Origin of the sequence: Collimonas sp. OK307 (genome assembly GCF_900113705.1) — a bacterium.
Classification (GTDB): domain Bacteria; phylum Pseudomonadota; class Gammaproteobacteria; order Burkholderiales; family Burkholderiaceae_D; genus Collimonas.
Genome location: NZ_FOQI01000006.1, coordinates 222,017 through 242,825, shown reverse-complemented (window position 1 = coordinate 242,825; position 20,809 = coordinate 222,017). Strand labels below are relative to the sequence as shown.

Here is a 20,809-nt window from a genome sequence, read left to right as displayed (position 1 = left end):
TGTAGATTCGTCTATGCGTCGACCATGCCATTGAACTGCAGTGCCGCCAGGCTGGCGTACAAGCCGTTTTGGGCGACCAGCTCGGCGTGAGTGCCAGTTTCGACTATATGGCCGTGTTCCAGCACGATGATGCGGTCGGCGCGCTGCACGGTAGCCAGGCGATGGGCGATGACCAGGGTAGTGCGGCCAACCATCGCCGCTTCCAGTGCGCCTTGCACTGCGCGTTCAGATTCGGCATCGAGCGCGCTGGTGGCCTCATCCAGCAGCAGCAGTGGCGGATTTTTCAACAGTGCACGGGCAATCGCAATACGCTGCCGCTGGCCGCCGGACAGGCGTACGCCGCGCTCGCCGAGGAACGACTGGTAGCCTTCCGGCAGACGCTCGATGAATTCATGGGCGGCAGCCATTTTTGCAGCAGCGATGACTTCAGCGTCGGTGGCGCCGACCCGGCCGTAGCGAATGTTTTCCATCGCATTGGCGGAGAAAATGATGGTGTCTTGCGGCACGATGCCGATGGCATTGCGCAAGGTATGCAGATCGAGATATTTGATGTCGACGCCATCGAGTTTGATGCTGCCTTGCTGCGGATCGTAAAAGCGCAGCAGCAGCTGGAACAGGGTGGTTTTGCCGGCGCCCGAAGGGCCGACCACGGCGACGGTCTCACCCGGCCGGATGTCTAGCGACAGGCCGGACAGGGCAGCGCTCTCCGGGCGCGACGGATAGCGGAAACCGATGTTTTCCAGAGTTAATGCCGCGCCTTGTACAGTGCGCGGCGGCAGCGTATCCGGCAGCAACACGGATTGCACCGGCGACTGCGCCGCCAATAATTCCAGCAGGCGTTCAGTGGCGCCGGCAGCGCGCTGAGCATCGCCCATGACCTCAGCCAAGGCGCCGATGGAACCCGCCAGCAAGGCGGCGTACAAGATGAACTGGCCGAGTTCGCCGCCGCTCATGCGACCCTGAACCACGGTGTGAGCGCCCAGCCAGAGCACAAACACGATGGCGCCGAACACCAGCAGGATCGCCATCATGGTCAGCAGGGAACGCGCGCGTATCCGTTCCATCGCCGTGCCGAAAGCATTTTCTATCGAGACGTCGAAGCGTTGTGCTTCAATATTCTCGTGGGTGAAGGCTTGCACTGTCGGCATCGCATTGAGAATCTCGGCAGCCATCGCCGAAGCGTCGGCCACCCGGTCCTGCGATGCGCGCGACAACTTGCGCACGCGGCGGCCGTACCAGACGATCGGCAGTACTACCAGCGCCAGCATGACCAGGATGATCGCACTCAGCTTGACGCTGGTGATGAACAACATGATCATGCCGCCGATGAACAGCAGGGCGTTGCGCAAGGCCATCGAAATACTGGTGCCGACCAGCGCCTGGATCAATGTGGTATCGGTGGTGATGCGCGACAGCACTTCGCCAGTCTTGGTAGTTTCAAAGAACTGCGGGCTTTGCGTGACGACGTGCGAGTAGACCGCGCTGCGCAAGTCGGCCGTGACCCGTTCGCCAAGCCAGGACACCATGTAAAAACGCGCTGCGGTGGCTACGCCCAACACGCAGGCGACGCCGAACAGGGCCAGGAAATACAGGTCGATATGATTGGCGCCCTGGATGCCGCCGGTGCTGAAGCCCAGATCGATCATCTGCCGGAATGCGTACGGAATCGCCAGGGTGGCGCCGGCCGCTACCAGCAGGGCCAGGCTGGCCATCACAAATTGCCGTTTATACGGGGCCAGGAAGGGAACCAGCCCGATGAGCGTGCTTAGACTACGTTTTTCAGGTTCTTTGGAAGTTATGGTTGTCATGTCGGTTTCAGTGGGGGGCAGCACAAATCGCTGCAAGCTTCGTCTGGCAAGGCTATTGCAAGGTCATACGAAGTGGTGGTGCAACGAGGCCTTGTTACGAGTGCGAGGCTTCGCGGAAAAAATGGTTTTGTGTCAATATTCCATGTATTTATATTGCAATCAGTTAAGAGCCCGGCCCGAAATCGCCTGAAATATAGATTGATGCATGGATTCATGCGCATTCTCTTGAACGGGGAACTTCATCCATCAAACGAATATCGATATACTTTGTACAGCTTGCCTGGTTTTGCGTAGCAGTTTGCGTTTGCTAGTGTAGTGGATGTTGCGCCATAGCGCAGGCTCTCAATGGAGCGGAACTGAATTCCTGTAGTGAAATGTGTAATTTCTTAATGATTGCCATCTCAGGAGAATCCTTTGGCTCAATTGTCGCAACCAGCGCAAAATTGCGTTGCGCAGGACGAGATTCAGCAGCAACTGGTGGCCGGCCTGTTGGCGGCGCACGCACACACCTCTCCCAAATATCTCTACGATGTTCTCGGCTCACGCCTGTTCGCTGCGATTTGCGAGCTGCCTGAGTATTATCCGACGCGTACAGAAGCGGCGATTTTCGCGCTGCATGCGCAGCAGATTGCCGATGCAGTCGGACCCGATGCGATCCTGATCGATCTGGGGGCGGGCAATTGCAGCAAGGCGGCACGCTTGTTTCCGAGCTTGCGGCCCAGGCAATATGTGGCTGTCGATATTTCGGTGCAATTTCTGGAGGAAGCGGTGAGCGCGCTGCGGCAACAATTTTCCCAGATCGAGATGACATGCCTGGGCATGGATTTTTCGTCCGAGCTGGAGCTGCCGGCAACGCTAGGCATGGATCGCCGGCAGTTTTTTTATCCAGGGTCATCGATAGGTAATTTCGCGCCGCTGGAGGCATTGATGTTCCTGCGCCGGATTCGCAAAGGCATCGGCAGTAGCGACGGCAGTGGCCTGCTGATCGGGGTCGATCTGATCAAGGACAAGGCGATACTGAATCCAGCTTATGACGACTCGCTGGGCGTCACCGCGGCGTTCAACCTGAATCTGCTGCATCATGTAAATCGTTTGCTGGATGCCGACTTCCGTCCAAAGGACTGGCGTCACCGGGCTTTTTACAATAGCGAACAGCATCGCATAGAAATGCATCTGGAAGCCAGGAAAGAGCTCACCGTCCATTGGCAGAACGGCGGCCTGCGGCGTTTCGGGAAGGGCGAGCGGATCCATACGGAAAGCAGCTACAAATACACCCGCGAAGGATTTGTCGACATGTTGCAGCAAGCCGGATTCGGTGCGGTGCAGACCTGGTGCGATCCAAACAACTGGTTCATGGTTTGCCATGCCCAGGTAGCCTGAACTGTCCAGACAGGAGTGCGATGCACAAGTTGACAAATAAGCTGGAAAACAAGTTGGCAAATGAGCTGGCAACAGCGTTTTCCACGATACGCGACCATACCGGCACGCTTGCGCAGCCATTGTCGGCAGAGGATTGCTGCGTGCAGTCGATGCCGGACGCCAGTCCTGCAAAATGGCATCTGGCGCATACCACCTGGTTTTTTGAAACCTTCATCCTCGAACAGTTTGAAACCGGTTTCCGGCCGTTTCATCCAGCCTTCCGGGTTCTGTTCAATTCGTATTATGAAGGGGTAGGCGAGCAGCATCCGCGCGCGCAACGCGGCTTGATGACCCGGCCTTCGCTGGCCGAAGTACAAGCCTATCGGCAAAACGTCGATCAGCGGCTGCTGGCTTTGCTGGGGCAAACACTGGCGCCGGACCAGATGCAGCAATTGACCGCGCTGGTCGAACTTGGATTACAGCATGAGCAGCAGCATCAGGAGCTGCTGCTGACCGATATCAAGCATCTGCTATCCATGAATCCTTTGCAGCCACCGTATCTGGCATGGGATGTAATGACAGAAGAGACCGGCGCCGCCGCCGCCGCCGCCGCAACAGCCTTGCAATGGCAGCCATTTGAGGCGGGAATTGTCGAGATCGGGCATGCCGGCAACGGATTTTTTTTCGATAACGAAACGCCGCGCCACCGGCAGTTCGTCGAACCGTTTTCAATGGCGTCACGGCTGGTCAGCAAAGGTGAATACCTGGCCTTTGTGGAAGCCGGCGGCTATCAGAATCCCTTGTTGTGGCTGGCGGCCGGCTGGGACTGGGTGCAGCAGCAGAAACTGACGCGGCCGCTATATTGGCAGGCGGCGCATGCGCAATTCGATTCTGCCTGGCGCGAATTTACCTTGCACGGTTTGCAGCCGCTGGCCTTGCATGAGGCGGTCACCCATATTTCCTTTTTTGAGGCTGAGGCTTATGCACGTTGGGCCGGCGCACGATTACCTACCGAGGCGGAATGGGAGCTTGCGGCTGCGGCCCAGATATCAGATTCTGCAGTCGATTACTTCGGCATTGCCTGGCAATGGACCACCAGCAGCTACGCGCCATATCCCGGCTATGTGGCATTGCCGGGAGCCGTGGGCGAATACAACGGCAAGTTCATGGTGAATCAGTATGTGTTGCGCGGTTCTTCATCCGCCACGCCTGAAGGCCATGCGCGCCTGAGTTATCGCAATTTTTTCCCTGCGACTGCGCGCTGGCAGTTCAGCGGAATCCGGCTGGCGCGTTCCTGAATCTTTGCCGCTTATAGTTTGCTTAAATGTTCGATCAGGAAATCCACGAACACGCGCACTGCCGGCAGCAAACCTCTCTGGGTCGGGTAGACCACCTGCACATGGCCGGCTGGCATGGTCCATTCCGGCAGCACATGTATCAGGGTTCCCTCGCGCAGTTCTTCCACGCAATAGTCGCTTGGCAGCATGGTCAAGCCCAGGCCGCGTTGCGCCGCGTGTTTACGCAATGCAAAATCTTCGACGGCCAGCCGCGGTTCCGCCACCAGTTCATAGCGGTCGTTATGCGGGCCGTCCAGTTGCAGGTGGACGCGGCGGTCACGCTCGGCGGCGCCAAGGACGGGCAGTTTCACCAGATCACGCGGATGCTGTGGAACGGCGTACCTGGACATCAGCTCAGGCGCAGCCACCAGCAGGCCGGTAGCGGAACGCAAGCGCCTGGTCGCCAGGTTCGGATCTTCATCTTCTGGAGCTCTTACCCTGACTGCGACATCGATCCCTTCTTCCAGCAGGTTGACGCGGCGGTTGGTGAACACCAAATCGATATTCACCTTCGGATAGCGCTCCAGGAAGGCCGGTAGCGCTATGGCCACTTCGGACTGGGCAATCGGCACCACGCAGCTTACGCGCACCGTGCCGCTCGGCTCCGCCAATGAGCTGGTGACCGCCAATTCGGCCGCCTCGGCAGCGGCAATCACTACCTGGCAATGCTGGTAGTAGCGATTGCCGAGGTCGGTCATGGCGATGCCGCGTGTATTGCGCTGTAGCAATCTGGCGCCCAACCGGCTTTCCAGTTCCGATATGCGCCTGGACAAGCGTGATTTGGGGATGCCCAAGCTGCGGCCGGCGGCCGTAAAACCACCTTCCTGCACCACATTAGCGAAGAAATACAGGTCGTTCAGATCTTGCATGATAGTCATCCATTGTTCTGTGTATGGAACAATATATCTTATTTTTGCTATCTAGTTCTATTGTCGATACCTGAGTAACATGGCCTCAATGGTTCAGATAACCAGGTAAATCAAACTCTGTTGGCATCGTGATGTACGGATCGCAATAGATTTTGACCCACTCTTAATTTAATCGAACGGTATATATCATGAAACTCTTACATATTGACTCCAGCATTCTCGGCGACGCTTCCGCCTCCCGCCAACTGACCCGCGAAGTAGTGGAAACACTGCAAGCTGCGGATCCGGATCTTGACCTGACTTACCGCGACCTTAGCAAGGACGTCACTGCCCATTTGAGCGGCGCGACTTTTGCTGCAAAAGGCACACCTGCAGAAAAACGCAATCTGTCGCAAAAGCTGGAAGTGGAACTGAACGAAGCGATTCTCAATGAATTCATGGCCGCAGACGTGATCGTGCTCGGTGCGCCGATGTACAACTTCACCGTGCCGACCCAGCTCAAGGCATGGATCGACCAGATCAGTGTCGCCGGCGTTACTTTCCGTTATACCGAAAAAGGCCCGGAAGGCCTGGCCAAAGGCAAGCGCGTCGTGATCGTGTCGACTTCAGGCGGCAAACATGCAGGCACTCCTACTGGCGTCGCCCATGAAGACTATCTGAAACTGGTGTTCGGCTTCCTCGGAATTACCGATATCGAAGTGGTTCGTGCCGATGGTCTTGCCTACAGTCCTGAAGTGAAAGAAGCCAGCTTTGCGGCAGCTCGGGCGCGTATCGGCGATCTGACCAGCGCCGTGGCAATGGCCTGATTGACCAGGCTTGAATCAAAGACCGCTTACCGGTGAGCTGGTAGCGGTCTGATTAGTTTGAAAAAGTTAAAAGAGCGCGTTGCGCTCTTTTAACTTTTTTTGCATTACGAAATTCCATCTGTCGAAACGTGCCGCAGTAACAACCGATCCAGTGCATTGAGCGTGTTGAAGGATTCAAGGAAATCGGCAAAAAAATCCTGATTGTCCGGAGCTGAGTGACTAAATTCCGGTTCTTTCCGGATGGTGTCGAATATTTGCCGGAAGCTATTCTTGCCGTCGATATGACGTAAAATTTTAGCGCCGTATTTTCCGGGGTTCACCGTCAACCCCATTCCTGAATGCTGATGGTTAAGCGCAAACGGGCGTCCCTTGTTGCTATCAAATACCTGAGCCATCAGCGGCCCGGTTAAAGGCTCGTGATAGAAAAACGGAACGTAATCGGCGTCGCCATATGGCGCTTTGCAGGTTTCCGACCGGGTCACATAAAATGAATGGGTGATGATGTCGCCAATCAGCAGTTCGCCGATTTCATATTGTCGCCGGATTGATTGCTTCTTCAGGGTATCTATATTCTTTGGCGGCTTTTTACCCAAGACCATATGTGGCAGATATGGCGAGCGTCCCCGTCCAACATCCGTAAGTTCCAGGTTGAGACCATGCGTATCCTGGATCCAGTCAAACAATTCTCCCACCGTGTACGCTCTGTCCTGAGAGTGCAACAGCAAATCGTAGATGCCGGCATCCCCCAATTTATGGTCGTGGTGCAGGTCCTCGCCACGCATGAACCAGTTCGAAGCTGGCAAGGTGCTTAAAATCTCTTTGGTGTTGCCGATCTTGGTGTCTACGTCAAACTCTTCGTCATTATCGTTATTCACCAGGCGCATCAATTCTTGCATCTGGTAGACGCCGGTGCGGCCATGGGTGGCATAGACCATGAGGCCCATGGCGCCAGTGTCTTTGAGCACGGCACGCAGCATCTTCAAGCCGGCATCGGGATTTTCAAGATGGTGCAGGACGCCGCTGCAGTTGATGTAGTCGAACTTGCCTAATCCAAGTTCGGGCAGGTTTAACAGCGAATCCTGGACCCAGGTGATATCTTTCAGGCCTCTTATCTCCGCTCGTTCACGGGCCAGCGCTATGCTTGCCAGGCTCAAATCCAGATGCACGATTTCCGCATCGGTATTGCGCAATTGTTCGGCCAGATAAATTGTCGCGTCACCGGTTCCACCGCCTGCCACCAGGACCCGGAAGTGTTCCTTGAACGATTGTTTTCCTGAAAAACAATAGTGATTGATCATCGGCAGGCTTTCCAGCCATGTTCTTGTCAATTGCTTTTTTTCGTCTTGCGGATTGCAGGGAGGGTAAGGCAGGGATTCGTACTGATCCCGCACTTTCGGTAGATAGTTGGAGGACATGTAGGGACCTGGCTGAAGAAGGATTTCGTGCTAAACAAATCGGGAATCGTATTGTCGCACTTATAGCCAGGCGGTAGTGCGCAGGATGCCAGTTTGTAGCGGGCATCCTGCAACCCTGCAAGCCCGCGGTAGGATAATACCCAGGCTGCATTGAAATCGATTGCCGTGTGATCGCCACGACAATCAACCGGTCAAACAAAAAAAACTAGGCCGCAGCCGCGCTGCTGACGATGCCCTGATTGGCTGCGGTGCCGGCAATTTCAATGTGCCGGTTCACCGCGCTCAAGATCGCCTTGAACGATGCCGTCAAGGTATTGGCGTCGATGCCGACACCGAAACCGGTGGCGCCGTCGTTGAGGCGCAATTCGATATAGCTGGCGGCCTGTGCATCGGCGCCGGCGCTGATGGCGTGTTCATGGAAATCCATCAACTTGATATTCAACCCCAGTGCATTGACGAAAGCGTCGATCGGGCCATTGCCGTGGCCGCTTGAAGTGTGGAGCTGGCCATCGCGGACGATGTCGATTTCGATCTTGACCGGTTGCGCCTGGCTGGAATCTTCACTCATGCGATGGCCGCGATAGACGTACGGGGTTTGCTTGTCCAGGTACTCTTGCTTGAAGATGGTGTAGATATCGCTGGCGGCAATTTCCTTGCCGGTTGCATCTGCCGCTTTCTGGATCGCACGGCTGAATTCGATTTGCAGGCGGCGTGGCATGGCCAGGCCGTATTCCTGTTCCAGCAGATAGGCCATGCCGCCTTTGCCGGATTGGCTATTGACGCGGATCACGGCATCGTAGCTGCGGCCGAGGTCGGCCGGGTCGATCGGCAAGTAGGGGATTTCCCAGATGGCGTCGGCTTTTTGCGCGGCGAAGCCTTTCTTGATCGCATCCTGATGCGAGCCTGAGAAGGCGGTAAATACCAGGTCGCCAACGTAAGGATGACGCGGATGGACTGGAATCTGGTTGCAGTCTTCTACGCATTGACGCACTTCGTCGATGTCGGAAAAATCGAGTCCCGGATTGACGCCTTGCGTGTACAAGTTCAAGGCCAGTGTCACCAGGTCGACGTTGCCGGTGCGCTCGCCGTTACCGAACAAACAGCCTTCAACCCGATCGGCGCCAGCCATTACAGCCAGCTCGGCGGCGGCAACGCCGGTACCGCGGTCATTGTGCGGATGGACGCTGATGATGGTGGCGTCGCGACGGGCCAGATTGCGGTGCATCCACTCGATCTGGTCGGCGAATACATTCGGTGTGGCGCATTCGACGGTACTCGGCAAATTCAGGATCACTTTACGTGTCGGGCTGGCTTGCCAGGCTTCAACCACGGCATCGCAGATTTCTTTCGAAAAATCCAGTTCGGCGGTGCTGAAGGTTTCCGGCGAATATTCATAACGCCATTGCGTTTCCGGACGGGCGTCGGTCAATTCCTTGATCAGGCGCGTGCCGGAGACGGCGATTTCCATGACTTCTTCGCGGCTCTTGTTGAACACGATACGGCGCCAGGCCGGAGAAATCGGGTTATACAGATGGACGATGGCTTGCTTGGCGTTCTTGAGCGAATCGACGGTGCGGCGGATCAGGTCATCGCGCGACTGGGTCAGGACGATGATGGTGACGTCGTCGGGGATATGGTTTTCTTCAATCAGCTTGCGGACAAAATCGAAATCGGTTTGCGAACCGGAAGGGAAGCCGACTTCGATTTCCTTGAGACCTATCTTCACCAGCAATTTGAAAAAGCGCAGCTTGCGATCGGCGTCCATCGGCTCGATCAGGGCTTGGTTGCCGTCGCGCAGATCGGTGCTCATCCAGATCGGCGGAGCGCTGATAACTTGATTGGGCCAGGTGCGATCACTCAATGGAATCGGCGGGAACGGGCGATACTTGACAGCGGGATTGTGCAACATCATGTTAGGCCTCTCTTGGAGCTAGTGAAGTGTGCTGATGGAATGGAACGGAATTCGGGAGCGGCGAGAAGGTTGCCTGACTGCCACTCGAAAATTAACGCGAGGCCAGGCAACCGATCGGTAGCAGTAGCTGGAGCGATGGCAGTAGCAGCGGTAACAGCGTGTTGCTGTAGCGAAAGTTGGCGAGGCGAAGTGGTGTGGCGTGCATGGAATCTTGCTCTTTAAAATCGGGATTCGTAATTGAATCTCAGTTTTACTACTGTTGATTTCTTGACTGGCGCTGTTGCTGTTGTTGCTGTTGTTGCTGTTGCCAGTAATGTCCCCGTCAGAACGGGGTCGAGATCATAGTGCGCGTAGTAGCGATAGCGCTAGTAGCGACACTAGCAGCATTGCCGGCAGGGAGCCAGCAACGTGTAGTAGAGAGCAGGATTGGGTGCGTGTGGAAAACATGCACTTAATGTATGGGATAAAGTCGGGCCTTGTCAAGCGCGGTTTGCTGCATGGCGCAAATTTTTGACAAATCCGTGCGGATTTTGCATCCAGGCACGGAACAGGTCGCTCAGCGGCCGAACAGTCCAATCAGGCCGATGACTATCAGATACAGGGCGATGATGTAGTTCAGGAGTCGCGGAATCACCAGGATAAGTACGCCGGCGATCAGCGAAACGATAGGGGTTAGATGCAGATTGGCAATCATATGCGTTCCTTTTTTTTTGAGTGAAGAATCCGGTTACATCTGGCTCGATGGTATATCGCCGACAATATTTTCATTGTAGGACAAGGCCGCCAAACATCGTAGGATTACACTGATTTCCGGAAAAAAACGGCTTGGCTATCGACTGTATCAGGAGGAGAGACCGTTACAGTGCTGGCTAATGCCGATAAGGACACACACTCCGTCAGGTGCGCGAGCTGAAACCTGGCGGTCATCGTCAGCAACGGGCAGGTCGTTGGCGATCACCATTTCAGATCGGGCAAGAGACGGATTTACTCCCTTCCCGGGGAATACATTGGCGCTTTCGCAAGATTGCTGAAACGCGCATTAATAAATTAGCGTCAGAGGGCGCGCGTGCCAGAAATCAAGCGCGTGATGAATGCTGAACGTTCAGATTTTTGCTTCGGTAAGGCGCGCTCGATCATCGAGACCCATTGCTCCGACAATTGCTGGCAAGTAGCGCGCAACACCGGCGCCAGGCCTGGCCAGTCCGACAGGGTGCGCAGGTGCCGTTCAATCGTCCTGGCCGACTGCACGCAGGCATCGCTCGCCAGGTTGTGCATGTTGTATTGAGAGATCAGGTGCAGCACGGCCGAGATCAGGAGCTCTGGCGGTGTACGGTAGTCCTCGGTTGTGATCGAAACCTGATTTGCTGCATGGCGTGGACTATTCATCAAAAACTCCTTGATCGGGTTGTTTTAAATAGTAATGATTCTCATTTAAATTATTATCCAACGCGAGTTTGAATGCAAGCACTTTGCTGTTTTTAATTTGACAGGGAGTTTCGGACCTTCGGTGCGGCTTAAGCGGAAGCAGGGAAGGGGTCTGGTCGAGGCGGGCAGACCATCAGGTGGTCGACGTCTTCACGAGCGACTTCCCTGAAGCCCAGCGCTTCATATAGCCGCCTTGCAGGATTGCCGGTCAATACTTTCAGCGCCGTAGGCAATTGATCGCGACTGGCCCGGTTCAAGACGTTTTCGATGATGGCCCGGCCCAGGCCTTGCCTCTGAAATTCCGGGGCAATCTGGATCTGCGCGATATACCAGCGCGTCGGTTCCTTATAGGCTTTCAGCAAGCCGATATCCCGGCCGTTCATGGAGACGATCCGGGCATGCTCAAACAGAGACAGGACCCGCGCCAGTTGCGCGGCGTCGTCGCGTGCGGCGTTAACCCGCTCCAGGTGCTCGCTCATGGTGGCGTTGCGCAGCGCGATCAGGAACGGCATGTCCGCTTCAGTAGCATTTCTGAATTCGAGGGCTGGCATGCCGTCCTTTCTCGTTCTTTCTATTACTTTCTGCTCTTTATCCGTACCTACTTGTTCACCAGATGTTTCGGCACCGAGAGCGTCAGCAACGCACCCACTACCAGCGACGCAGCCAACACAAACATGCCGCTGTTGGTGCTCTGGGTCTGGTCTTTGAGCCAGCCGACCAGGTACGGGCTGACGAAGCCGGCCAGGTTGCCAAGCGAATTGATCAAGGCAATCCCGGCCGCTGCCGCCGCGCCGCCGAGAAATGCGGTCGGCAAACTCCAGAACAGCGGTAGCACGGTAATGATACCAATGGTGGCCAAGGTGAGTGCGGACATGGCCAGCAGCGTATTGTGATCGTACACCGTGCTCAGGATCAGGCCGATGCTGCCCAGCAGCGCCGGAATCGCCACGTGCCAGCGCCGTTCACGCCGTGCATCGGCGCTTTGGCCGATCAAGATCATGGCTATTGCCGCCGTGGCGTAAGGGATGGCCGTCAGCAAGCCGATGTTGAAGGTGTCGGTAACGCCGGTAGTCTTGATAATGGTCGGCAGCCAGAAACTGACGCCGTACAGGCCCATGACGAAGCAAAAATAGATCAGCGCCATCAGCCACACACGTGGATTGGCAAACATCTGGCCCAGGGAAGCTTCAGTCTTCTGGCTGCTTTCGGCCTGTATCTGCGATTCGAGCAGTTGCTTTTCCTCCTCGCTCAGCCAGTTGGCGCCGCGGATCCGGTCTTGCAGATAAAAGATCACGACCACACCCAGCACCAAAGAAGGGATCGCCTCCAGGATAAACATCCATTGCCAGCCTGCCAGGCCATGCACGCCAGGCATGGCTTTCATGATCCAGCCTGACAACGGGCCGCCGATGACGCCGGATATCGGCACCCCGGTCATGAATAGCGCCGTCATTTTGCCGCGCCGATTGGATGGGTACCAATAAGTCAGATACAGGATAACGCCGGGGAAGAAGCCGGCTTCGGCCACGCCGAGCAAGAAGCGCATGATGTAAAACGTGGTCGGACTGTCGACAAAGATCATGGCGCCGGAGACGATGCCCCAGGTGATCATGATGCGGGCGATCCAGAGCCTGGCGCCGACCCGATGCAGGATCATGTTGCTGGGTATTTCAAAAATGAAGTAGCCGAGGAAAAAAATCCCGGCGCCCAGGCCGTAGACGGTTTCGCTGAATTTCAGGTCGTTCAGCATTTGCAGCTTGGCAAAGCCGACATTCACCCGATCCAGATAGGAGGCGACATAGCAGAGGAACAGCATGGGTAGCAGGCGCCAGGTCACTTTGGCGTAGGTGGCTGTTTCGAATGCGCTGTTGGCGGAAGTGCTGGTTGAACTTGTTGCGCTTGGATTATCGGACATGTCTCTCTCTCGGCCTATTGGTTTAGTTATAAGAAACGACAGCTGCAAATCTCGATCTGGTTATATTGCTGAAGGGCATTGTAGCCTTACGGGTGTGGAATGGCTACGTGGCGATTTCGCGGCGAGCCAGGCGAAGTCGTTTACACTGCTATGCGCTGTCGCAGCATACCGTCCACACATATTTTGAGGTCCGCGCTTTATGGAATTGCGTCAACTGCGCTATTTTGTCGCCATTGTCGATCATGGTTCGCTGTCGCGCGCCGCGCGGGTGTTGCATATTGCCCAGCCGGCCTTGACGCAGCAGATCAAGCAACTGGAAGACGAACTGGCCGCGCAGCTGCTGCATCGCTCCGCGCAAGGGGTGATCGCCACCGACGCCGGCAAGATTTTCTACGAACATGCGCAAGCGATCCTGAAACAGGTAAGCGATGCCAGATCGGCTGTCGCCCAGTCAACCGACAAACCTGCAGGCACGGTCGCGCTGGGTATTCCGCAAAGTGCTTCCGGCACCCTGGCATTGCCTTTGCTGACCGCAATGCGCGAAAGATATCCGGATATTTCGCTGCAATTGACGGAGGAATTGACCGGCAACCTGATCGAGCAATTAAAGACCGGGCGCATCAACCTGGCGGTGTTGTTCGATGACGGCCAGCTGACTTCATTCGCCACCACGCCGCTGGTCGAAGAAGAAATGATGTTTATCACGCGCACCGGCTCTCAGTATGCGACTACACGCCGTTCCGTGACTTTCGCACGCGCCGTCAAGGCAAAACTGATATTACCCGGCATGCAGCACGGCGTGCGGCCTCGCATCGAGAGCGTCGCCCGGGCCGCCGGCCTGACGCTTGATAACGTGATCGAAATCAGTTCGGTGACAATTATGAAATCGGCCATTTTGGCGGATATCGGCGCCACCATCTTGCCGGTAGCGCCGCTACTGCCGGAAATCAAGCGCGGCGAGATGACGGCTTATGCGATCAGCGGTGCAAAGTTGTCGCGCACGCTGACCTTGTGCGCATCCAGGAATATTCCGCTGACCACTGCGGCCGCGGCGGTAGAGCGTCTGGTGCTGGAGGTGGCTGACGAGTTGTGCCGTAGTGGCGAGTGGTTGCATGCAAGAATTCTTGCGCGCTAAGCTTGAATGCAACTATCTAACGAAAGCGTTGGGCCATCGTTTTTTCTTATATCCCTATCCAAAATCAGTATTTCCTGCAAACGCGCGGTTCCCTTAGACTTCAATCACAGCAGAGTTCAACCTGCGCTGTGTTGCGAAGGCCGCCACCATGGCCGCATCGTCTGGTAGTCGGACACTTTATCGGGTGTCCACATGGCAGATGTGTTCCGGATCATCATTCCGGGAATTGGTTTAATCGCACATGCCAGGTTTTCTGTTGATGTGTCGTCTGGAATCTGTGCCGCGGCTCCGTCCTGATCAAACGGAGCGAGCCGGAACCAGGTTTGATTCCGGCGCCATTTGTCTACAAGCTTGCCAGCTTATCGTGTTCGGCAAACACTTCTTTCGCCGCAAACATGCCGTTCAATGCTGCCGGAAAACCGGCGTACAGCGCCATCTGGATAATCGTTTCAGTAATTTCCTGGCGTGACAGGCCGACGTTCAAGGCGGCTGCCAGATGCACCTTCAATTGCGGTTGCGCCGTGCCCATGGCCGTCAGCGCCGCCACCGTGGCCAGTTCGCGCTGTTGCAAGCTGAGTCCGGGACGGGAATAGATTTCGCCGAAGCCGAATTCGATGACATAGCGTCCCAGGTCAGGAGAAATGTCGGCCAGGCTGTCGATCACTTTCTCGCCGGCGATGTCGTCCACTTCTTTCAAACGTTGCAAACCTCTTTCATAAGTGCATTGTTCCATGCGATTCTCCAAACGATTATTCAAATGAGTCATGTGTCGATGGCGGCTTTCAGTTTTCGTTCCAGGTCGGCATAAAGAGCGACTTTGTCGCGTAATATCACCAGCGTTTCCTGCAACTCCAACAGTTCAGCTTCCAGCGCTACCGTATGCTGCTCCAGCATTACCTTGCGCTCTGACACACTACCAATCTGTTCCCCCAGCCTGCGCAGCTCGGCATAGCGCAGCATTTCCTGTATCGACATGCCGGTAGCGCGCAACCTGAGCAGGAATCCAATCCAGATAAGGTCTTCCTGGCGATACATGCGATGCTGATTGCTTTGCCTCGGGACAGGATCGATCAATCCTATCTTTTCGTAATAGCGCAAAGTGTGGATGCTGAGTCCGGTGGCTGTTGCAGCTTGTTGGATCGTAATGGTAGTGGCCATGGAATAAAGTCTAAAAGTTAGAGTGCGCTCTAGGTCAAGCGTTTATTATCGCAGGGCATCGTTGTACGCAGCGCCTACCGATTAAAATTGGTGTTTGTTACGCATGATTGCAATAAAGGCAATTCTCGATGGGGCGACCCCTCATTTGAGCGGATTTCAGGAATGACGAAGGATTCAATGCATATTCTTTTGGTAGAAGACGATTCGGTGCTGGCAGATGGCATCTTGCGCATCTTCAAAGGCCACGGCATGGTGGTCGATGTGGTGCAGAACGGTAACGATGCCGACGCACTGTTGCAACGCACTGAAATCTCGGTGGTGGTGCTGGATATCGGCCTGCCCGGTATCGACGGCTTCGAGGTGATTCGCCGGCTGCGCGCGCGCGGCAGCCACGTGCCGGTGCTATTGCTGACCGCCCGCGACTCGGTGCAGGACCGGGTTTATGGGCTGGAGCTGGGGGCGGATGATTACCTGGTGAAGCCGTTCGCAACCCAGGAACTGGTGGCCAGGGTGCGCGCGCTGCTGCGCCGTAGCGCGCCGCAACCGCTTGAGATGCATCTGGGCGGCTTGTCGCTGAACACCTCATCGCGGCGTGCAAAAATCAACGGCAAGACGGTCGATCTGTCGGTGCGCGAATGGGCGGTGCTTGAATATCTGCTGCAGCAAGCTTCACGCGTGGTGTCGCGCCAGCAGATTATCGACGCCATATTGCCTTGGGGCGCAGAGCTGACCTTGAATGCAGTCGAGGTATACATATCCAGGATCCGCCTGAAAATCGCCGATGCCGGGATCGAGATCCGCACCATACGCGGGTTCGGGTACATGCTGGAAAAAAGCGAGCCATGAGCATGTCCAGCATCCGTATCAGTTTGCTGAAGTGGCTGATTGTGCCGCTGTTGATTGTCAATTTAGTTGGCGCCGGCCTGACTTACTGGCTGGCCTGGATTCCAGCCCAGATTGCTTTCGACCAGAGCCTGGCGGATGCCGGCTGGGCCATGATTCCGCGTTTGCACGAAGCAGGTGCAGAGGTCGAAATCGACTTGTCGAAGCAAGCCGAGCAAGTGTTGCGGGTCGATCATTTCGACGCCATATTCCTGGTGGTGCGTGATCGCCGGGGCAAGCTGCTGGCCGGCGATGCCGATTTTCCCGTGCTGTCGCAAAACGAGCAATTGAACGATCCGACTCCTTACGACAGTGTCATGCGTGGCGAACCGGTACGAGTCGTGGCTTTGAAAACCATGATCGGCAATCAGCCGGTATTCATCGGCGTCGCCGAAACTTTGCGCAAACGCACGCATATCCGTTCAGTGATATTTATCGCACTGGCGCTGTTGGAGGGGGTATTGGCGCTGGTGCTGATTGCCGCCATCTGGCTGGCGGTCAGCAAGGGCCTGCTGCCGCTGAAAAAGATGAAGCTGGACCTGAATGCGCGCAGTGGAGAGGATTTGTCGGCGCTGGACGAACAGCATGTGCCGCTCGAGCTTAGCCCGGTAGTGAAAGCCATCAACGGCTTGCTGGACAAAGTGCAACTGGATGCCAAGGCGCAGCAGAATTTTCTCGCCAATGTCGCGCATCAGTTACGCACGCCGCTGGCCGGCTTCCGGACCCAGTTGGAATGGCTGCTGCAGAAGCATGCGGACGAACCGGAAAGCGCGCATTCGATCGCGCTGATGACGTCGTCGACCGAGCGCATGATCCGCCAGACCAACCAGTTGCTGACGCTGGCGCGCGCCGAGCCGGCCAAGTTCGAGAAGGAACGGTTGGGGGTGGTTGATCTCAATAAACTGGTGGAGGAATCGATCCAGCATTTTGTCGAGCAGGCGCACAAGAAAAATATCGACCTTGGCTTCAACTTGCAGCCGGCTCGCGTAATGGGCGATCATTTCTTGTTGCTGGATCTGATCGATAACCTGGTCGACAACGCCATCCGCTATTCCCCGCAAAACGGCACGGTCACGGTCAATACACTGCAAGGTAAGGATGGCGGGATTTTTTCGGTTGAGGATTCGGGGCCCGGGATTGCACCATCCGAGCAGGAATTGATTTTCAACCGCTATCATCGGCTTGACGATCACGTCGCCGGCAATGGTTTAGGCCTGGCGATCGTGCGCGATATCACCAAAGATCATGGCGCCAGGATCACGGTCGAGCCCGGAGCAGCAGGCGGGACGATTTTTTCAGTGCATTTCCCATTCCCAATTTTGGGCACGCCATCGAAATTGCCGGCTCAATTACGCAATTAAGCACCGAATAGCGGCATGCCGCCGTTTTGCAGACCTGCTCAAACGACGTCATCAAGCTATCCGCCGTCATGCAACGACAACTGTTGTCGAAGTAATAGGGCAAAGACCCCGGCGCAAGTCCGGGGCCAGAACTATGCACTAAATCATTTCCCAATGACACAACTTTTACCCTTGTTACTCTTTTGAGGGAGGGAGTTGTTGTATCGCAATCACACCTCGATCTTCCATTTTCATAATTACATCGACCGCGCGTTCCTTGGCGCTCTGGCGCGCCGTTGCTGGCTTGCCGGGCGAGAGGCGTGGTCTCGGTGCCGAAGTGTCTTGTGGCATGTTTGTTGCTAAGTGTCTGTGCGGAAAGGTTTTCGAGTGGCAATTACAAATTGCGGTTCGAGGGCGATTCCGCAAGAAGTGGCATTGCTGCGGAAGAAACCTGTTTTCAGTTGCGCATGGGTTTCCAAAGCATCGCTCAGAAGGCGATTAACAAAACTGTTCGATTTTTTACAAAACTTAAAAGTTCGCTCTGAAATTTACCCATAGGGAGTTGTGATGATAAAAGAAAGAAGATTGCCGCATTTGCTACGACTGATGTTTTCCGGCAGCGTAGTGGTAGGAGTGGGGCTGTTGGCTCATTCAGTGCAGGCGCAGGAGACAAAGACTGACGATTCACCGCAACAGATGCAGCGCGTCGAAATTACCGGTTCATCCATCAAGCGCATCACCAAAGAAGGTGCTCTGCCAGTCCAGACACTGACTCAGGAAGATATTGCAAAGAGCGGCGCCAATAGCGTAGCCGACCTGATCCAGGCATTGCCAGCGATGCAAGGTTTCATTCCGCAATCGAGCTCGGTTAATGGCGGTGGCGGCGGCGTAGAGACAGCCTCGATCCACGGCATCGGTTCCGGTTATACCTTGGTGTTGTTGAATGGCCGGCGGATTGCCAAATCGGCGATTTCCAACAATGACTATGCGGTCAATCTTGCGACAATTCCGCTGGCTGCGGTTGAACGGGTTGAAATCCTTACCGATGGCGCTTCAGCGCTTTACGGTTCGGATGCGATTGCCGGAGTGGTCAACTTCATTCTCAAGAAAAATTCCACCGAAGCGACGATTACTGCAACCTACAATGCGCCAGCCAAGGCGGGCGGCAAGAGTTTTAATGTAGGTATCTCCAAGGGCTTTGGCGATCTGGATAAAGATGGCTTCAATGTGCTGATGGCATACAGCCACGATGAACAAAAAAACCTGGTTGCCAGCCAACGTGGATTCGCCAATAGCGGTGTCGTGCCGTTCAGTGTCGGCGGCCAAAACTATGCGCTCTATCAATTGAGCAGCTACACCGCGCCGGGCGGGGTTTCACTGCGTCATGCCGACGGTTCGGATCCCACCCAGTTTACCCCTAGCTTGTTAAAAAACGGCAGCTGCGGGCCGAATACTTTCCAGGCGGGGAACTACTGTAAATTCGACTATGCTGCAACGGTCGAATTAGTGCCAGAGTCGCAGCGCGACAGTTTCGTGTTATCCGGCAATTTGAAGCTCAATAGCGATACCACGCTGTTTGCCGAAGCGGTAGCTTCACGCTTTTCCATCACACCGCAATATGCGCCGGCCGCCCAGCCTTTGGCACTGTCGCTGAGCAGCCCCCTGTATGCCAAATACGTGACGCCTTATCTGGCTCAGCTCGGAGAAAATCCCGGCAATATCTCGGGAGCAGTGATGAATCTGCGCCTGGTTGATGCCGGCGGCCGTACCGATGAATATCGGACCGATGCCTTGCACATGGCGTTCGGTGTCGACGGCAGCGCATTGGGCTGGGATTACAACGCGTCTTATACCCATTCGCAAAATAAATTCTACGACAAGGCGGTTAACGGCTATCTCAGCAACAACACATTTCAAAACATTGTCGCTGCTGGTGGTTTCGATCCTTTCCAGCCGGCCGGATCGTCGGTAGCGGCATTGGCTCCGGCCGTATTGCACCAGACACTGGATCAGTCGACGTCCAAACTCGATATCCTTAGCCTGCATGGCTCGCATGACTTGTTCAAGGCGCCGGGCGGCATGGCGCAACTTGGACTTGGTATTGAGGCAACCAAAGAGCAGCACACCGATAGTCCAAGTGCAATTCTACAAACCGCCAACGCGCTTCAGCCGGATTTTACCGATTCCATTATCGGCGGCAATGCAGGCGCCTTGCCGTTTTCGGCAAGCAGGAAGAATTACGGGACTTTTGCTGAAATGCTGGTGCCTGTAATGAAAACCCTGGATGTCACGGCTGCACTGCGTTACGACAGCTACGACGCAGCAAAAAACGATTCAAACTTTGACTCGGCCGGCAATCCGCTTGGCTCGGCGACACAGGGTAACTCTGCCAGCAAATCCACGTATAAGATTTCTGCGCGCTGGCAACCGGTGGATTCGTTCTTGCTGCGTGGCTCGTACGGCACGGGCTTCAAGGCGCCGACATTGGCGCAGATCACTTCGCCACTGCAGTTCACCGGCAATACTGCCCAACAGCATCCATGTCCAGTTTCGGCGCCAGATCCAAGAGCCGCCGGGTGCCAGGGCGTGACCCAGTATGACGTGCTGCAAGGTGGCAATCAGCTTTCCGGTTCCAGTGGTTTGAAGCCGGAAACTTCGAAACAAAGCACTGTTGGTTTCCGCCTCGAACCAATACGCAATGTGTCGATTGGATTTGATCTGTGGACAGTCAGTATCAAGAACCAGATCAGCATCCTGCAGGAAAATATTGCATTCGCCAATCCAGCAACTTATTCCAATCTGTTCACGCTGTTCAACGATCCGATCCAGGGATCGCAGACAATTGCGTTCTTGCAGACACCGGTCAATCTGGCCAGCGCCAAGTATCAAGGGATTGACTGGGATCATAGTTTCAAGACCAAGACGCCGATTGGCGACATGAGCTTGCAATGGACTGGTACCTACATGCTGAAAGCCGAGCAGGATTTCCCGGGAACCGGCACTCAGAGCAGCCTGGGTAAATATGGTGCGGACCAAAACGTGGTGTTCCGTGTCATTTCGAGATTGGCTGGTTCATGGAAGCAATCGGATACGTGGACCCATACCCTGACCGCCAACTACCGCTCGGGCTATCACGACCAAACCTATGTTGCAGACGATGCAACAGTGCGTATCGTCAATCCCGATGGTTCTTACGGTGCTTTCGTCGCCATGCCTAACCATAACGTGGCTTCTTACACCACGTTCGACTGGCAAACCAAGATGACGGTGAAAAAGGGGCTGGAATTCACGGCTGGCATCAAAAACCTGTTTGCACGTACTCCGCCGCTGTCCCTGGTAACGGCAGGCGGCGGCAACCAGGTTGGTTATGACGCCCGCTACACCGATCCATTGGGACGTCAGTTCTATATAACTGGCACCTACAAGTTCTAAAGGCGGTTTTGCTTGT

General features: G+C 55.4%; 17 protein-coding genes. 7 read left to right on the top strand and 10 right to left on the bottom strand.

The genetic code is table 11. The annotated features are described in order from the left end of the window. Nucleotides 1-11 precede the first annotated feature (11 nt). The gene (locus tag BM205_RS10730; protein WP_092414480.1) at nt 12-1,808 is read right to left on the bottom strand and encodes an ABC transporter transmembrane domain-containing protein; all 1,797 of its coding nucleotides are present in this window, start codon (nt 1,806-1,808) and stop codon (nt 12-14) included. 414 nt (nt 1,809-2,222) lie between these two features. On the opposite strand from BM205_RS10730, the gene egtD reads away from it, so the two are divergent. Beyond that, nucleotides 2,223-3,188: an L-histidine N(alpha)-methyltransferase gene (egtD, locus tag BM205_RS10725; protein WP_092414479.1), complete on the top strand. Its 966-nt coding sequence runs from the start codon at nt 2,223-2,225 to the stop codon at nt 3,186-3,188. A 20-nt stretch (nt 3,189-3,208) separates the two neighbouring features. Beyond that, a complete protein-coding gene (gene egtB, locus BM205_RS10720; protein ID WP_092414478.1) occupies nt 3,209-4,465 on the top strand; it encodes an ergothioneine biosynthesis protein EgtB in 1,257 nt (418 codons plus the stop codon). A gap of 11 nt (nt 4,466-4,476) precedes the next feature. Here the strand turns inward: egtB and BM205_RS10715 are convergent, their stop codons facing one another. Beyond that, nucleotides 4,477-5,373 (bottom strand): LysR substrate-binding domain-containing protein, encoded by an 897-nt coding sequence (locus BM205_RS10715; protein ID WP_092414511.1) that lies wholly within the window; start codon nt 5,371-5,373, stop codon nt 4,477-4,479. A gap of 188 nt (nt 5,374-5,561) precedes the next feature. Here BM205_RS10715 and BM205_RS10710 point away from each other — a divergent pair, with 188 nt between their 5' ends. Continuing rightward, entirely contained in the window at nt 5,562-6,179 is a 618-nt protein-coding gene (locus BM205_RS10710) for an FMN-dependent NADH-azoreductase (RefSeq protein WP_092414477.1), read from the top strand. A 104-nt stretch (nt 6,180-6,283) separates the two neighbouring features. Here the strand turns inward: BM205_RS10710 and BM205_RS10705 are convergent, their stop codons facing one another. The 6 genes from BM205_RS10705 to BM205_RS10680 form a co-directional block, all read right to left on the bottom strand. Then, on the bottom strand, nt 6,284-7,594 hold the full coding sequence (locus tag BM205_RS10705; RefSeq protein WP_092414476.1) for a class I SAM-dependent methyltransferase: 1,311 nt from the start codon (nt 7,592-7,594) through the stop codon (nt 6,284-6,286). 205 nt (nt 7,595-7,799) lie between these two features. Next, nucleotides 7,800-9,506, bottom strand: a complete 1,707-nt coding sequence (leuA, locus tag BM205_RS10700; protein ID WP_092414475.1) for a 2-isopropylmalate synthase — start codon at nt 9,504-9,506, stop codon at nt 7,800-7,802. Nucleotides 9,507-10,062: 556 nt separating this feature from the next. Beyond that, a complete protein-coding gene (locus BM205_RS10695) occupies nt 10,063-10,200 on the bottom strand; it encodes a DUF3096 domain-containing protein (protein ID WP_092414474.1) in 138 nt (45 codons plus the stop codon). A 359-nt stretch (nt 10,201-10,559) separates the two neighbouring features. Beyond that, complete coding sequence (locus BM205_RS10690; protein WP_254783842.1) at nt 10,560-10,892, bottom strand: hypothetical protein; 333 nt, start codon at nt 10,890-10,892, stop codon at nt 10,560-10,562. A 128-nt stretch (nt 10,893-11,020) separates the two neighbouring features. Then, complete coding sequence (locus tag BM205_RS10685; protein WP_092414473.1) at nt 11,021-11,482, bottom strand: GNAT family N-acetyltransferase; 462 nt, start codon at nt 11,480-11,482, stop codon at nt 11,021-11,023. 47 nt (nt 11,483-11,529) lie between these two features. After that, nucleotides 11,530-12,846, bottom strand: coding sequence for an MFS transporter (locus BM205_RS10680; RefSeq protein WP_092414472.1), 1,317 nt, complete (start codon nt 12,844-12,846; stop codon nt 11,530-11,532). A gap of 199 nt (nt 12,847-13,045) precedes the next feature. Between BM205_RS10680 and BM205_RS10675 the strand changes: the two genes are divergently transcribed. After that, a complete protein-coding gene (locus tag BM205_RS10675; protein ID WP_092414471.1) occupies nt 13,046-13,981 on the top strand; it encodes a LysR substrate-binding domain-containing protein in 936 nt (311 codons plus the stop codon). 343 nt (nt 13,982-14,324) lie between these two features. Here BM205_RS10675 and BM205_RS10670 read toward each other — a convergent pair whose 3' ends face one another. Together BM205_RS10670 and BM205_RS10665 are read right to left on the bottom strand one after the other, a co-directional pair. Then, the gene (locus tag BM205_RS10670) at nt 14,325-14,714 is read right to left on the bottom strand and encodes a carboxymuconolactone decarboxylase family protein (RefSeq protein ID WP_092414470.1); all 390 of its coding nucleotides are present in this window, start codon (nt 14,712-14,714) and stop codon (nt 14,325-14,327) included. A gap of 29 nt (nt 14,715-14,743) precedes the next feature. Further along, complete coding sequence (locus BM205_RS10665) at nt 14,744-15,139, bottom strand: MerR family transcriptional regulator (RefSeq protein WP_092414469.1); 396 nt, start codon at nt 15,137-15,139, stop codon at nt 14,744-14,746. Nucleotides 15,140-15,316: 177 nt separating this feature from the next. On the opposite strand from BM205_RS10665, the gene BM205_RS10660 reads away from it, so the two are divergent. From BM205_RS10660 to BM205_RS10650, 3 genes are all read left to right on the top strand, one after another. Then, a complete protein-coding gene (locus tag BM205_RS10660) occupies nt 15,317-15,985 on the top strand; it encodes a response regulator transcription factor (protein WP_092414468.1) in 669 nt (222 codons plus the stop codon). Then, on the top strand, nt 15,982-17,382 hold the full coding sequence (locus BM205_RS10655) for a sensor histidine kinase (RefSeq protein WP_371326478.1): 1,401 nt from the start codon (nt 15,982-15,984) through the stop codon (nt 17,380-17,382). The genes BM205_RS10660 and BM205_RS10655 overlap by 4 nt, the downstream gene beginning before the upstream one ends. Nucleotides 17,383-17,928: 546 nt before the next feature. Next, nucleotides 17,929-20,793 (top strand): TonB-dependent receptor domain-containing protein, encoded by a 2,865-nt coding sequence (locus BM205_RS10650; protein WP_092414467.1) that lies wholly within the window; start codon nt 17,929-17,931, stop codon nt 20,791-20,793. Nucleotides 20,794-20,809: the final 16 nt, after the last annotated feature.